The following is a 14,231-nucleotide window of genomic DNA, read 5'->3' on the forward strand; positions in this document are numbered from 1 at the left end:
ATGAGTAAACATGTGACGGTAATCGGTGCCGGACTTGCTGGAAGTGAAGCAGCGTGGCAACTTGCAAAGCAAGGAGTGGACGTTCATCTCTATGAGATGCGTCCTAAGAAGCAAACGCCTGCTCACCATACCGATAAATTTGCTGAGCTAGTATGTAGTAATTCACTAAGAGCGAATACGTTAACAAATGCAGTCGGCGTTTTAAAGGAAGAAATGCGTCGAATGGATTCAGTTATCATTAAGTCTGCTGACGAATGTGCCGTTCCGGCTGGTGGTGCACTGGCTGTGGATCGTCATGAATTCGCTGCGAAGGTTACGGAGAATGTTAAAAACCATCCAAACGTAACGGTTTTTTCAGAGGAGTGTACTAAAATCCCTGAAGGGCCAACAATTATAGCGACAGGCCCGCTAACTTCTAAGGATCTCTCAGATCAGTTAAAGGCTTTAAGCGGAGAAGAGTACCTATACTTTTATGATGCTGCTGCTCCTATTATCGAAACGGAAAGCATTGATATGGAGAAAGTGTATAAGAAGTCACGCTATGATAAGGGAGAGGCAGCTTACTTAAACTGTCCAATGACGGAAGAAGAATTTAATACGTTCTATGAAGCACTTATTTCAGCTGAAACGGTTCCGCTTAAAGAATTTGAGAAGGAAATTTTCTTCGAAGGATGTATGCCAATTGAAGTAATGGCCCAGCGCGGGCAGAAGACGATGACGTTTGGTCCTCTTAAACCTGTGGGTCTTGAGGATCCTAGAACAGGAAAGCGTCCTTACGCTGTCGTTCAACTAAGGCAGGATAATGCTTCTGGTACCCTATATAATATTGTTGGATTCCAAACGCATCTCAAATGGGGACCGCAAAAAGAAGTGATTCGCTTAATTCCTGGACTTGAGAACGCGGACATCGTACGTTATGGCGTAATGCATCGAAATACGTTTATTAACTCTCCGAACTTATTGAAAGCTACTTACCAATACAAAGATCGCGAGAATCTATTCTTTGCAGGTCAAATGACAGGTGTGGAAGGGTACGTAGAATCAGCGGCATCTGGACTAATCGCTGGATTTAACGCTGCTCGACTAATGAAGGATGAAGAGCCGCTAGTGTTTCCTGAAGAAACTGCGCTTGGTAGTCTAGCGAATTATATTACGACGGCTAATCCGGATAACTTCCAACCGATGAATGCTAACTTTGGTTTGTTCCCACCGCTTGAAACGCGAATTAAAGGCAAGAAAGAGCGTAATGAAACGATCGCTAATCGAGCGTTAGAAACAATTCAGAATTTTGTAAAAAGATTGTAAATTCCTATTGCTAAGGCTTCTAAATTGTGATACGATTTAGAAGCCTTTTGAGGTGATAACGATGAATAACAACCAACAAGCTCATATTCAATCATTTTCTGAGTATCTTCAGATTGAGAAGAATTGTTCACCACATACGATCTCAGGTTACTTACAGGACATTGAACATTTCAAGTCTTTTATGAAGCAGCAGACTATCGATGTCTTTGCTGCTGTTTCTTATGCAGATGTCAGAATTTATTTGACTGAGCTTCACGAGCGAGGTTACGCAAGAAAAACAGCAGCGAGAAAAATTTCAACGTTACGAAGCTTATATCGATTCCTTTTACGCGAAAACATTGTTGAGATTAATCCATTTACAATGAGCTCACTACCGAAGCAAGAGAAGCGCCTTCCGCAATTTTTGTATGAAAAAGAGCTCAATGTATTGTTTGATACGCCCGATACGTCGAAGCCGCTTGGTCAAAGAGACAGAGCTTTGCTCGAAGTATTGTACGGGTGTGGCATTCGCGTTAGTGAATGCGTTGCGCTTAATTTAGAAGACATTGATTTTGCGATTGGTACCATTTTTGTAATCGGTAAGGGGCGTAAGGAAAGATATGTACCAATTGGTAGTTTCGCTATAGATGCAATAAAAGAGTATTTAGAGGATGGACGAGTAAAACTCGGTTCGTCCGGAAAAGAGCCGACAAAAGCCCTGTTTTTAAACTTTAGAGGTAGTCGCGTGACAGCAAGAGGCGTACGAACAATTTTAGATAAGATTGTGAAAGACGCTTCGCTGCATGTACATATAAGTCCCCATGTGATGAGACACACATTCGCAACACATTTACTGAATGAAGGGGCAGACTTACGATCTGTTCAGGAGCTTTTAGGACATTCCGATTTATCATCTACTCAGATCTATACCCATGTGACGGGAGATCGATTGCGAAATATATACATGAACCATCACCCAAGAGCTTAATAGCTCGGGAGGAGGAACTTATGGGAGACTTTCATTCAACGACGATATTTGCAGTACAGCATAATGGAGAGTGCGCAATGGCCGGTGATGGCCAGGTGACATTTGGCAATGCCGTAGTCATGAAACATACGGCTAAGAAAGTAAAAAGGTTATTTCATGGGAAGGTGGTTGCTGGATTTGCAGGATCAGTTGCGGACGCATTCACTCTTTTTGAGAAATTCGAAAGCAAACTGGAAGAATTCGGCGGTAACCTACAGCGTGCTGCTGTTGAACTCGCAAAAGAGTGGCGCAGTGACCGTGTACTAAGAAAGCTTGAAGCCATGTTAATCGTTATGAATAAGGATGAGCTTCTGCTTATCTCAGGTACTGGTGAAGTGATCGAACCTGATGATGGCATTCTTTCCATTGGTTCAGGTTCTAACTACGCACTTTCAGCAGGTAGAGCTCTTAAGCGATACAGTGATAACAAAACCGCTGAAGAAATTGCGCGGGCCTCTATGGAAATTGCATCAGAAATTTGCGTGTACACAAATGATCAAATTATCGTAGAAACCATTTAGTATATAAACTGTATCTTTGGAGGAGATCGTATGTCTAATCCATTAACACCGAGACAAATTGTTGAAAAGCTTGATCAGTATATAGTTGGTCAGAATGACGCGAAAAAGGCTGTTGCCGTGGCATTGAGAAATCGTTACCGTCGGGGTCTTTTAAGCGATAAACTGAAGGATGAAGTGAATCCAAAAAATATTTTAATGATTGGGCCAACAGGCGTTGGTAAAACTGAAATTGCGCGACGACTGGCTCGTCTTGTCAATGCTCCTTTCATTAAAGTAGAAGCAACGAAATTTACTGAAGTGGGTTATGTAGGCCGAGATGTGGAATCAATGGTTCGCGATCTCGTTGAAACATCAATCAGACTTGTCAAAGAAGACCGAATGGAACAGGTGAAGGGCAGAGCGGAAGAAAATGCGAATAAACGCATTGTGGAACTGCTCGTACCGTCTAATAAGAAGCAGACACAATACAAGAATCCGCTTGAAATGTTATTTGGTAATCAGGGGCAAGAAGAAACAAACACCCAGGCTAGTTCAGAAGATCAGTCGATTGCTTCAAGACGAAAGCAAATAGCTCAACAGCTTGCGCTAGGTGAACTCGAAGATCGGATGATTACTGTTGAAGTGGAAGAACAAAACAATTCCATGATGGACATGTTCCAGGGAGCTGGCATGGAGCAAATGGGTATGAACATGCAGGATATGCTCGGAAATATCATGCCTAAAAAGAAGAAAAAACGTAAGCTTCCGGTGTCAGAAGCACGAAAGGTCTTAACGCAGGATGAAGCAGCAAAACTTGTGGATATGGATGAAGTCGCACAGGATGCAGTTTCAAAGACGGAACAAACGGGTATCATCTTCATTGATGAAATTGACAAGGTCGCGGGGAAAAGTCAGCAGTCAGCTGATGTATCCAGAGAGGGCGTTCAAAGAGACATATTGCCAATCGTAGAAGGTTCAACGGTAACAACGAAGTACGGTCCAGTAAAAACAGACCATATTTTGTTTATGGCCGCGGGGGCGTTTCACATGTCGAAACCATCTGATCTAATCCCTGAACTGCAAGGCCGATTCCCAATCCGCGTTGAGTTATCAAGTTTAACCGTAGACGATTTTAAACGTATATTAACAGAGCCTGATAATGCTCTTGTGAAGCAATACACAGCATTATTAGAAACAGAAGGTATTAAAGTTGAATTTTCTGACGATGCTATTCTTAAAATTGCTACGATTGCAACCGAAGTGAATCAGGACACTGACAACATTGGCGCAAGAAGACTGCACACAATTTTAGAAAAGCTTCTTGAAGATCTTTCATTTGAAGCACCGGACATTAATCTAGACAGCATCACGATTACACCAGAGTATGTTGAGGAAAAGTTAGCTTCTATTGCGAAGAACCGTGACCTCAGCCAATACATCCTATAATACATGCAGGAGGACAAAACTATGAATTTACTTGAAAAAACAAGAAAAATTAATGGAATGCTACAAAAATCTGAGGGGCCAGTTAACTTTACAGACATGGCTGAAACACTACGAGACGTCATTATGGCAAACGTATATGTCGTAAGCCGCAGAGGTAAGCTACTTGGAATCGCAATTAATCAAGAAATCGAAAACGAACGCATGAAGAAAATGTTTTCTGAGCGTCAGTTCCCTGAAGAATATACACAAAACCTGTTCAACATTGCAGAAACTTCTTCGAATCTGGATATCACAAGCGAGTACACAGCTTTCCCAGTAGAAAACCGTGACCTCTTTGAAAAAGGTCTTACAACAATTGTACCGATCGTTGGTGGTGGAAGCCGTCTTGGTACGCTCATCCTGTCACGTCTAAGCGACTCATTCTCAGATGATGATCTTCTATTAGCTGAATATGGTGCAACAGTAGTAGGAATGGAAATTCTTCATGAAAAAGCGGAAGAAATTGAAGAAGAAGCAAGAAACAAAGCGGTTGTACAAATGGCGATTTCTTCTCTTTCTTATAGTGAACTTGAAGCAATCGAGCACATCTTTGAAGAACTTGAAGGTAATGAAGGACTTCTAGTTGCAAGTAAAATTGCTGACCGCGTAGGCATCACTCGCTCTGTTATCGTAAACGCTCTTCGTAAGCTTGAGAGTGCTGGTGTTATTGAGTCTCGTTCTCTAGGAATGAAAGGAACTTACATTAAAGTTCTTAACGATAAATTCCTTGTAGAGCTTTCAAAACTTAAGACACAGTAATTCATCTAAAGCTCCGAGATCTCTCGGAGCTTTTTTAATAGAATGTTGCCGATTTCAACAGTCCTTTTGCAAACGATGGAGTTGAATCCTAACCGTTTAAGCGTACTGTGAGAGTGAGTTTGTGTAGGTATTCATGGAATTTAAGATTTAAACTTGCGACTTGTCACTTGATATGATATATTAATCAACGGTGTTAATCACACACGCTTGTTGATTTGGAAAGTGGTGCTGCAGACGCAGTTTTTTCCGAAATAGATGCAAGCGGAGGATAAAAAAAACCATTAGGAGGAACACAATCATGGCAGTAATCTCTATGAAACAGCTTCTTGAAGCTGGGGTACACTTCGGTCATCAGACTCGTCGTTGGAACCCGAAAATGAAACCTTATATCTTCACTGAAAGAAACGGTATCTACATTATCGATCTTCAAAAAACAGTGAAGAAAGTCGAAGAAGCTTATAACTTCGTTCGTGACATTGCTCAGGACGGTGGTAAAGTTCTTTTCGTAGGTACAAAAAAGCAAGCGCAAGATTCCGTTAAGGATGAAGCGATCCGTGCTGGTCAATACTACATCAACCAACGCTGGTTGGGTGGAACGCTTACGAACTTTGAAACTATTCAAAAGCGTATTAACCGCCTGAAGAGCCTTGAGAAGATGCAAGAAGACGGTACTTTTGAAGTACTACCTAAGAAAGAAGTTATGCTTCTTAAAAAAGAAATGGATCGCCTTGAAAGATTCCTTGGTGGTATTAAAGATATGAACGGCGTTCCAGACGCAATGTTCGTAATCGACCCTCGTAAAGAGCGTATTGCTATTGCTGAGGCTCGTAAGCTTAATATCCCAATCGTTGCGATCGTGGATACAAACTGTGATCCAGATGAGATCGACTATATTATCCCTGGTAACGACGATGCAATCCGCGCTGTGAAACTTCTTACTGCTAAAATGGCTGACGCTGTTATCGAAGTTAGCAAAGTAGAAGAAGAAGCAGAAGTTGAAGCGGTAGAAACTGAAGAAACATCTGTATAAGAACACAAAGGGGTGATAAAGGGGAACTCTAACCCCTTTATCACCTTTTTTTAACCCAAAAGGGTATGATTACATATCATAATTCAAGGAGGAATTACTAATGGCAGTAACAGCTCAAATGGTAAAAGAATTGCGTGCACAAACTGGTGCAGGTATGATGGATTGCAAAAAAGCTCTAACAGAAAACGACGGTGACATGGACAAAGCAATCGACTGGCTTCGTGAGAAAGGTATTTCTAAAGCAGCTAAGAAAGCTGACCGCGTAGCAGCTGAAGGTCTTGCAACGATCGCTGTTGAAGGTAACAAAGCAGTAATTGCTGAAATTAACTCTGAAACTGACTTCGTTTCAAAGAACGAAAGCTTTATTTCACTAATCAATGATATTTCGCATCACCTCCTTAGTACGAATCCTGAGTCTGTGGACGCAGCTCTTGAAAGCAAAATGGAAAACGGACAAACCGTTACTGAATTCATTAACGACAAAATTGCTAAAATCGGCGAGAAGATTTCTCTTCGTCGTTTCCAAATCATTGAGAAAACTGACGCTGACGCATTCGGCGCATACCTACACATGGGTGGACGCATTGGTGTTCTAACACTTCTTGAAGGCACAACTGACGAAGAAGTAGCGAAAGACGTTGCTATGCACACTGCAGCAGTTAACCCTCGTTTCGTATCTCGTGATGCTGTTCCAACTGAAGAAGTTGAACGCGAGCGTGAAGTATTGAAGCAACAGGCTCTTAACGAAGGTAAGCCAGAGAAAATTGTTGAGAAAATGGTAGAAGGCCGTATCAACAAATTCTTCGAAGAAATTTCTCTAGTTGATCAGCCGTTTGTTAAAGACACTGATCAAAAAGTTGGTAAGTACGTTGAATCTAAAGGCGCTACTGTAAAAGGCTTCATCCGCTACGAAGTTGGCGAAGGCATGGAGAAACGTGAAGATAACTTCGCTGAAGAAGTTATGTCTCAAGTGAAGAAGTAAAACAATGATAGGGAACACGTTGTGTTCCCTATTTTTCAAGAACAAATACTGATAAACATGCTGGAGGGTTAAAATGAGCGGAGCCAAGTATGAACGCGTTGTGTTAAAATTAAGCGGAGAAGCTTTGTCGGGTGGAGAAGGTCAAGGGATTTCACCGACAATCGTACAGTCAATCGCATCTCAAGTGAAAGAAATTCACGAAATGGGTGTGGAAGTGGCTGTCGTCGTTGGCGGAGGAAACATCTGGCGTGGTAAAGTAGGCAGTGAGATGGGAATGGACCGTGCTACTGCTGATTATATGGGGATGCTTGCAACAGTTATGAATTCACTAGCTATGCAGGATAGCCTTGAGAATATTGGAGTTGAAACACGTGTTCAAACTTCAATCGAAATGAGACAGGTAGCTGAGCCATATATTCGTCGTAAAGCGATTCGACACCTTGAGAAAAAACGCGTTGTCATTTTTGCGGCTGGTACGGGTAATCCATACTTCTCAACAGATACGACTGCTGCATTGCGTGCGGCAGAAATTGAAGCAGATGTTATTTTAATGGCGAAGAACAACGTAGACGGAGTTTACACAGCCGATCCTACAGTTGACGCTACTGCGAAGAAGTATGACACCCTTTCTTACCTTGATGTACTTAAGGAAGGCTTAGCTGTAATGGACTCCACAGCTTCTTCACTTTGTATGGATAATGACATTCCACTTGTTGTCTTTTCCATTATGGAAGAAGGAAACATTAAGCGCGCCATTTGCGGCGAAGAAATTGGAACAGTTGTAAAGGGGAGAAATTAAGATGACGAAAGAAATCTTGAAAAACGCTGAAGAACGTATGCAGAATGGAATTTCAAGCTTGAAGCGTGAGCTAGCAACACTAAGAGCTGGAAGAGCAAATGCTTCTCTACTTGATAAAATTCAAGTTGACTACTACGGTGCTCCAACACCAGTTAACCAGCTTGCTGGTATTTCTGTTCCGGAAGCACGTATGCTACTAATCCAACCTTATGATAAGACTTCAATCGGCGAGATCGAAAAAGCAATTCTTAAATCAGATCTTGGCTTAACACCTTCAAATGATGGGAATGTTATTCGTCTAACGATTCCAGCTCTAACAGAAGAGCGTCGTAAAGATCTTGTGAAACTCGTTAAGAAGTATGCGGAAGAAGGGAAAGTTGTGCTTCGCAACATTCGCCGCGATGCAAATGATGAGTTAAAGAAACAAGAAAAAGATGGCGATATTACAGAAGACGAGCTTCGCCGTGGCAACGACGATGTCCAAAAGCTTACTGACAAGTATGTAGCTGAAGCTGACAGTGTTGCGACTGATAAAGAAAAAGAAATCATGGAAGTCTAATTCAATAACATGTAAAATAAGATAATAAAAGGACCCTCTTTTCCCACAGGGGGTTTTTTTGTTAAGTAAGTGACACAATGGAGGATTTGCAATGCTTGGGAAGTTCTCGAACTGGATGAGAAAGAATGAAGATGAGGAACATTTAGAAATTAACACATCTGCAAATATCCCAGGACATATTGCGATCATTATGGATGGCAATGGACGCTGGGCGAAGAAGCGAGGTCTCCCGCGTGTGGCTGGCCACCGTGAAGGCGTTAAGGTTGTAAAGAAAATCGTAAGAAAGGCGAATGATCTGGGTGTTCAATATTTAACCCTGTATGCCTTTTCGACCGAGAATTGGAAACGACCAAAGGAAGAAGTAGACTTTTTAATGAAGCTCCCTGAGCAATTTCTACTTAGCCACCTGCCAGAATTGATCGAGCAGAACGTTCAAGTTAGAATTATGGGAGAACGAGAACAGCTGCCCCCCCATACGTTCAAAGCCATAAGCAAGGCAGTGAAAGAGACGAAAGACAATACCGGACTCATTCTTAACTTCGCGCTTAACTATGGTAGTCGTCATGAAATGAAAACAGCGATGCAGCGGTTATTAAGTGATGTAAGAAAGGGGATACTGACGGAAGAAGAGATTACGGAAGAGAAGATTTCTTCGTATTTACTCAGTAGCCAGTACCCGGACCCGGATTTATTAATAAGGACAAGCGGAGAAATTCGCTTAAGTAACTTTATGCTCTGGCAGTTAGCTTATACTGAACTTTGGTTTACGGAAGTTCTTTGGCCTGATTTTACAGAGCACCATTTTATTGAGGCCGTACAGGAATACCAGCGAAGAGGAAGACGTTACGGCGGGGTGTAAGTGTAGGAGGACATTAACGTAATGAAACAACGTGTTATTACGGGTGTGATTTTTGGCGCCCTTTTGTTAGGAATGATTATTGTAGGAGACTGGCCATTTATCATTTTGATGGCGCTTGTTGCCACTGTTGGAATGGTCGAACTGTTACTAATGAAGAAAATCACATTGGTTTCACTTCCTGGATTACTTGCTATCGTCGGAACGTGGATTCTTGTTATGCCTGACGACTGGATTGCGTCATTGACGTCGTCTGTATTCACCAAGATTGACCTCTTGTTCTTCGGCTTGCTTATTTTGCTTGCTATGACTGTCCTTACGAAGAATAAGTATAGTTTTGATGAAAGTTCATTTATTATGATGGCTTCGTTATATGTCGGTCTAGGTTTCTATTATTTTACAGCGACACGGTACCTGGGAGAAAATAATTTAGATGGTATGATTCATTTATTTTTCATTATTTTTCTTATATGGGCGTCTGACTCTGGCGCATATTTTGTAGGACGATCGCTCGGAAGGAAAAAGCTATGGCCTCATATATCTCCGAACAAAACGGTTGAAGGTGCAGTTGGCGGCGTTGTAATGGCAGTTCTTGTTGGCGTTGTTTTTCAATTGATTTATCCGGTGTATGATTCCATGATAGTTGTTTTGATCGTCTCCGTTCTAACTTCTGTTTTTGGACAGATAGGTGACCTTGTTGAATCAGCATTCAAGCGTCATTACGGAGTGAAGGATTCAGGCAGTATCTTGCCAGGGCACGGAGGGATACTTGATCGATTTGATAGTCTAATATTCGTTCTCCCTCTTCTGCATTTACTTAACCTGGTTTGATGAAACAGAGTAGATTGGAGGAACGGGTCGTTTGAAGAAAATAAGCTTATTGGGAGCATCTGGTTCTATCGGTATTCAGACTCTCGACATTGTGAGAATGCACCCTGACATGTTTTCTCTTGTAGCTGTTTCAGTAGGGAAAAATGTTCAAAAAGCGGTGGAAATAGCAGAGGAATTTAAGCCAAAGCTATTATCTGTTCAAAAGAAAGAAGATGCTGACTCGCTCAGAAGAACAATTTCAAGAAAGACAAAGATTGTCTATGGAGATGAAGGATTGCTAGAAGTAGCCTGTCATCACGATTCAACCGTTCTTGTAAATGCTATTCTCGGCAGTATCGGACTTTCTCCGACCCTTTCAGCGATTGAACAGGGAAAAACGATTGCTATTGCAAATAAAGAAACGCTTGTAACTGCTGGGCATCTCGTAACAGAGGCAGCCAAACGACATGGATCTGCCCTTCTGCCAGTAGATAGCGAACATTCAGCATTGTTTCAATGCTTGAATGGTGAAAAACAAGATCAAATGGAGCGCCTCATTCTTACAGCATCAGGTGGAAGCTTCCGTGATAAAACACGTGAAGAACTTGTAGGAGTTAGTGTGAATGATGCCTTAAATCATCCGAACTGGTCCATGGGTGCTAAGATTACCATTGATTCAGCTACAATGATGAACAAAGGCCTTGAAGTGATTGAAGCGCACTGGCTGTTTGGAACACCTTATGATCAGATTGATGTATTGCTTCATAAAGAAAGTATTATTCACTCGATGGTAGAGTACATAGACGGTAGTGTCATGGCCCATCTAGGTACTCCGGATATGCGAATTCCAATTCAGTATGCACTTAGCTATCCTGATCGACTTGAAATCAGAAATGCAAAACGGTTAAACTTATGGGAAGTTGGTAAGTTACATTTTGAGAAGGTTGATTACGACCGCTTCCGCGCATTAAAGTTAGCTTATGAAGCTGGCCGCGCCGGTGGTTCACTCCCAGCCGTCATGAATGCGGCAAACGAAACGGCCGTTGCAGCATTTCTGGAGGGAAAGATCGATTTCTTAACGATCGAAGAGCTCGTAGAACAGGCGATGGAAAACCACAGTATCGTTCAAAATGCATCGCTTGAAGAAATTCTTGCTGTAGATTCTGAAACAAGATTACGAGTTCAGTCATTAATTAAATAAAGGTGGTAAGTGGATATGAATACTGTGATTTCGATCATTATCATATTCGGAGCACTTGTCTTTTTCCATGAATTGGGTCACTTGCTCCTGGCAAAACGTGCAGGAATCTTGTGCCGAGAATTCGCCATAGGCTTCGGACCGAAAATTTTCACAATCAAGAAAGGTGAGACGGTTTACACGATCAGACTTCTGCCGCTCGGTGGATTTGTTCGAATGGCCGGCGAAGATCCTGAAATGATTGAATTGAAACCTGGACAGCGTGTTGGGCTTCTGTTTAATGATCAGAATAAAGTTGAAAAGATTGTTATCAATCAAAAATCAGCTTACCCTAATTTAAAAGAAGTAACGGTTGAAGAAGCCGACCTTGAGCGTGGGCTTTATATTAAAGGATACGAAGATGAAGATGAACCAGCTACGGTATTCTCAATTGATGAAACATCTCATTATGTGATGGATGGATCTGAGTTTCAGATTGCGCCGTTTGATCGTCAATTCGGTTCAAAGTCGCTTTGGGACCGTTTCCTGGCCATTTTTGCTGGCCCAGTTATGAACTTTTTACTTGCGATTGTTATTTTCATCACGCTAGGCTTATTACAAGGGACGCCAACGAGCCAGGTTAACGAAGTCGTTGAAGGCAGTCCAGCTGAGCAAGCCGGTATGATGAATGGTGATGTTATTACTGAAATTAATGGGACTGAAATAACAGGCTGGAATAAGATGACGTCTATTATTCAGGATAACGCAAATAATCAACTAGGATTTAAAGTAGATCGTGAAGGTGAATCGGTCTCTTTATCCATTACTCCAGAAAAACAAGAGCTTTCTGAAAATCAATCTGTTGGTCGTATTGGGGTTTCCCCAGAATATCAAGTGGATTTCTTAGACTCTATCGTTTTTGGTTTTACATCAACGTATGAATTCGGAAAGGCCATATTCGTAGGACTTGGCCAGCTTGTAACGGGGCAGCTTTCCATCGATGCTTTCTCAGGACCTGTAGGAATTTATAGTTACACAGAAGAAGCTGCATCTGGAGGGCTCTATGTTCTCATGAGATGGGCTGGTTTCTTAAGTATTAACCTTGGTATTTTTAACTTATTGCCACTTCCTGCACTTGATGGAGGAAGACTACTATTCATCGGTGTGGAAGCGTTACGTGGCAAGCCAATTGATCCGCAAAAGGAAAGCTTAGTTCACTTTATTGGCTTTTCGTTTCTCATGTTACTCATGCTAGTAGTGACATGGAATGATATCCAACGCTTCTTCCTATAGGAGCCACGGGACCCGTTTTAAGAATGAAATGAGGTGCAGTAGATGAAACAATCTAAATATTTTAATCCAACCCTTCGAGATAATCCAGCTGATGCCGAAATTAAAAGTCATCAGCTCCTTGTCAGAGCGGGTTTTATACGTCAAAATGCTTCAGGTATTTATTCATACCTACCATTAGGAAAGAAAGTACTAATGAAAATTGAAGAAGTCATTCGAAAAGAGCTTGATGAAACTGGTGCACAGGAATTATTAATGCCAGCGATTCAACCTGCTGAGCTATGGCAGGAAACGGGGCGATGGGACGTTTACGGTCCTGAGCTAATGAGACTAAAGGATCGCCACGGTAGACCTTTTGCTCTCGGTGCTACTCACGAGGAGTTAATTACAAGTCTTGTTCGCGATGAGTTGAAATCGTACAAGCAATTGCCGGTGACTCTTTATCAGATTCAAACAAAGTATCGTGATGAGCGTCGTCCACGCTTTGGTTTGCTTCGAGGAAGAGAGTTTATTATGAAAGATGCCTACTCTTTCCATTCTTCTGAAGAACAGCTTGATGAAGCATACAATAATATGCATAGAGCTTATAGTCGAATCTTTAGTACCCTGGGCTTGAATTTTCGTCCTGTTGTGGCTGATTCGGGTGCAATGGGTGGTAAAGATACAGAAGAATTTATGGCATTATCTAGCGTTGGGGAAGATACGATCGCATATAGTGATTCTTCAGATTACGCTGCCAATATTGAAATGGCAAAAGTTCATGTAGCGTATGAGAAATCGGACGAGCCAGAGGCACCTTTAACTAAAGGGGAAGGCGAGGCTTCGTTAGAACGCCATATCCGTACTTCTCTTATCAAGGTAGAAGATGAGACCGTTCTTGTTCTTGTAAGAGGGGATCATGAATTAAATGACATCAAGGTTAAGCACCTATTCGCAACGGACATCGTAGAAGTCTTGAATGAAGAAGTTGATGTGAAAGAATTTAACGGCAAGGTTATTGCAGACAATGCAGTTAAAGCCATCGTCAACGGATCAATTAGTGGTAAACATGCTTATCAGAATGTTAATCCAGATCGAGACCTTTCCATTACAAGTTATGAAGACCTTCGTTTTATTCAAGAAGGAGATCCTTCTCCAGATGGCAATGGAACGATTGTTTTTGCGGAAGGCATTGAAATTGGCCAGGTGTTTAAGTTAGGAACAAAATATAGTGAAACAATGGGCGCTTCTTATCTTGATGAAGGCGGGAAAGCTAAGCCTATTATGATGGGTTGTTATGGGATCGGCGTTTCACGAACGCTTGCCGCGATCGCTGAGCAAAATGCAGATGACAATGGGCTGAAATGGCCTCTTGCTGTAACACCATTTCATGTTCACTTGATTACAATCAACGTGAAAGATGCTGATCAAACAGCTCTATCAGATCGTCTATATGAATCTCTACAGAATGAGCGTTATGATGTTCTTTACGATGATCGAAAAGAGCGTGCAGGTGTGAAGTTTAAAGATGCGGATCTCGTCGGTCTTCCATTACGCGTAATCGTTGGTAAGAAAGCAAACGATGAGATCGTGGAAGTGAAGCGAAGAGATACTGGAGAGTCAATTGAAGTATCAGTTGATAACTTGAACGAGACAATCCAGCAACTTTTAACACAAATGAACTAAAATTGTGG

14 protein-coding genes are annotated in these 14,231 nt (G+C 41.8%); all 14 read left to right on the plus strand.

Annotation, left to right across the window (positions count from 1 at the left end; genetic code table 11):
- The gene (gene trmFO / locus AC0VYJ_RS09910) at window positions 1–1,305 is read left to right on the plus strand and encodes an FADH(2)-oxidizing methylenetetrahydrofolate--tRNA-(uracil(54)-C(5))-methyltransferase TrmFO (protein WP_427391991.1); all 1,305 of its coding nucleotides are present in this window, start codon (window positions 1–3) and stop codon (window positions 1,303–1,305) included.
- 61 nt (window positions 1,306–1,366) lie between these two features.
- On the plus strand, window positions 1,367–2,272 hold the full coding sequence (gene xerC, locus AC0VYJ_RS09915; protein ID WP_475367274.1) for a tyrosine recombinase XerC: 906 nt from the start codon (window positions 1,367–1,369) through the stop codon (window positions 2,270–2,272).
- A 20-nt stretch (window positions 2,273–2,292) separates the two neighbouring features.
- Window positions 2,293–2,832, plus strand: coding sequence for an ATP-dependent protease subunit HslV (gene hslV / locus AC0VYJ_RS09920; RefSeq protein ID WP_475367275.1), 540 nt, complete (start codon window positions 2,293–2,295; stop codon window positions 2,830–2,832).
- Window positions 2,833–2,862: 30 nt separating this feature from the next.
- Window positions 2,863–4,257 carry an ATP-dependent protease ATPase subunit HslU gene (gene hslU / locus AC0VYJ_RS09925; protein WP_475367276.1) on the plus strand — a complete coding sequence of 465 codons (1,395 nt, stop codon included), beginning with the start codon at window positions 2,863–2,865 and terminating at the stop codon, window positions 4,255–4,257.
- Between the two features lie 21 nt (window positions 4,258–4,278).
- Window positions 4,279–5,055: a GTP-sensing pleiotropic transcriptional regulator CodY gene (codY, locus tag AC0VYJ_RS09930; protein ID WP_194221417.1), complete on the plus strand. Its 777-nt coding sequence runs from the start codon at window positions 4,279–4,281 to the stop codon at window positions 5,053–5,055.
- 298 nt (window positions 5,056–5,353) lie between these two features.
- The gene (gene rpsB / locus AC0VYJ_RS09935; protein WP_098443375.1) at window positions 5,354–6,085 is read left to right on the plus strand and encodes a 30S ribosomal protein S2; all 732 of its coding nucleotides are present in this window, start codon (window positions 5,354–5,356) and stop codon (window positions 6,083–6,085) included.
- Between the two features lie 100 nt (window positions 6,086–6,185).
- Entirely contained in the window at window positions 6,186–7,067 is an 882-nt protein-coding gene (gene tsf, locus AC0VYJ_RS09940) for a translation elongation factor Ts (protein ID WP_430242671.1), read from the plus strand.
- Between the two features lie 73 nt (window positions 7,068–7,140).
- Window positions 7,141–7,866, plus strand: a complete 726-nt coding sequence (pyrH, locus tag AC0VYJ_RS09945; protein ID WP_194221419.1) for a UMP kinase — start codon at window positions 7,141–7,143, stop codon at window positions 7,864–7,866.
- A 1-nt stretch (window position 7,867) separates the two neighbouring features.
- On the plus strand, window positions 7,868–8,425 hold the full coding sequence (gene frr, locus AC0VYJ_RS09950; protein WP_194221420.1) for a ribosome recycling factor: 558 nt from the start codon (window positions 7,868–7,870) through the stop codon (window positions 8,423–8,425).
- A gap of 91 nt (window positions 8,426–8,516) precedes the next feature.
- Entirely contained in the window at window positions 8,517–9,284 is a 768-nt protein-coding gene (locus tag AC0VYJ_RS09955; RefSeq protein ID WP_194221421.1) for an isoprenyl transferase, read from the plus strand.
- 21 nt (window positions 9,285–9,305) lie between these two features.
- Window positions 9,306–10,112, plus strand: a complete 807-nt coding sequence (locus AC0VYJ_RS09960; protein ID WP_194221422.1) for a phosphatidate cytidylyltransferase — start codon at window positions 9,306–9,308, stop codon at window positions 10,110–10,112.
- Between the two features lie 31 nt (window positions 10,113–10,143).
- Window positions 10,144–11,292 (plus strand): 1-deoxy-D-xylulose-5-phosphate reductoisomerase, encoded by a 1,149-nt coding sequence (gene dxr, locus AC0VYJ_RS09965; RefSeq protein WP_430242668.1) that lies wholly within the window; start codon window positions 10,144–10,146, stop codon window positions 11,290–11,292.
- A gap of 15 nt (window positions 11,293–11,307) precedes the next feature.
- Entirely contained in the window at window positions 11,308–12,561 is a 1,254-nt protein-coding gene (gene rseP / locus AC0VYJ_RS09970) for an RIP metalloprotease RseP (RefSeq protein ID WP_475367277.1), read from the plus strand.
- Window positions 12,562–12,603: 42 nt separating this feature from the next.
- Window positions 12,604–14,223, plus strand: coding sequence for a proline--tRNA ligase (locus AC0VYJ_RS09975; RefSeq protein ID WP_475367278.1), 1,620 nt, complete (start codon window positions 12,604–12,606; stop codon window positions 14,221–14,223).
- Window positions 14,224–14,231: the final 8 nt, after the last annotated feature.

Source organism: Anaerobacillus sp. 63XJN7_5_ISO-PGPR-S23-430, from assembly GCF_056173695.1.

Bases quoted from the DNA above. Each gene is read 5' to 3' on its own strand.
- AC0VYJ_RS09955 (WP_194221421.1), top strand. From the start codon at position 8,517: ATGCTTGGGAAGTTCTCGAACTGGATGAGAAAGAATGAAGATGAGGAA.
- hslV (WP_475367275.1), top strand. From the start codon at position 2,293: ATGGGAGACTTTCATTCAACGACGATATTTGCAGTACAGCATAATGGA.
- hslU (WP_475367276.1), top strand. From the start codon at position 2,863: ATGTCTAATCCATTAACACCGAGACAAATTGTTGAAAAGCTTGATCAG.
- rpsB (WP_098443375.1), top strand. From the start codon at position 5,354: ATGGCAGTAATCTCTATGAAACAGCTTCTTGAAGCTGGGGTACACTTC.
- frr (WP_194221420.1), top strand. From the start codon at position 7,868: ATGACGAAAGAAATCTTGAAAAACGCTGAAGAACGTATGCAGAATGGA.
- AC0VYJ_RS09975 (WP_475367278.1), top strand. From the start codon at position 12,604: ATGAAACAATCTAAATATTTTAATCCAACCCTTCGAGATAATCCAGCT.
- AC0VYJ_RS09960 (WP_194221422.1), top strand. From the start codon at position 9,306: ATGAAACAACGTGTTATTACGGGTGTGATTTTTGGCGCCCTTTTGTTA.
- tsf (WP_430242671.1), top strand. From the start codon at position 6,186: ATGGCAGTAACAGCTCAAATGGTAAAAGAATTGCGTGCACAAACTGGT.
- rseP (WP_475367277.1), top strand. From the start codon at position 11,308: ATGAATACTGTGATTTCGATCATTATCATATTCGGAGCACTTGTCTTT.
- trmFO (WP_427391991.1), top strand. From the start codon at position 1: ATGAGTAAACATGTGACGGTAATCGGTGCCGGACTTGCTGGAAGTGAA.
- pyrH (WP_194221419.1), top strand. From the start codon at position 7,141: ATGAGCGGAGCCAAGTATGAACGCGTTGTGTTAAAATTAAGCGGAGAA.
- codY (WP_194221417.1), top strand. From the start codon at position 4,279: ATGAATTTACTTGAAAAAACAAGAAAAATTAATGGAATGCTACAAAAA.
- xerC (WP_475367274.1), top strand. From the start codon at position 1,367: ATGAATAACAACCAACAAGCTCATATTCAATCATTTTCTGAGTATCTT.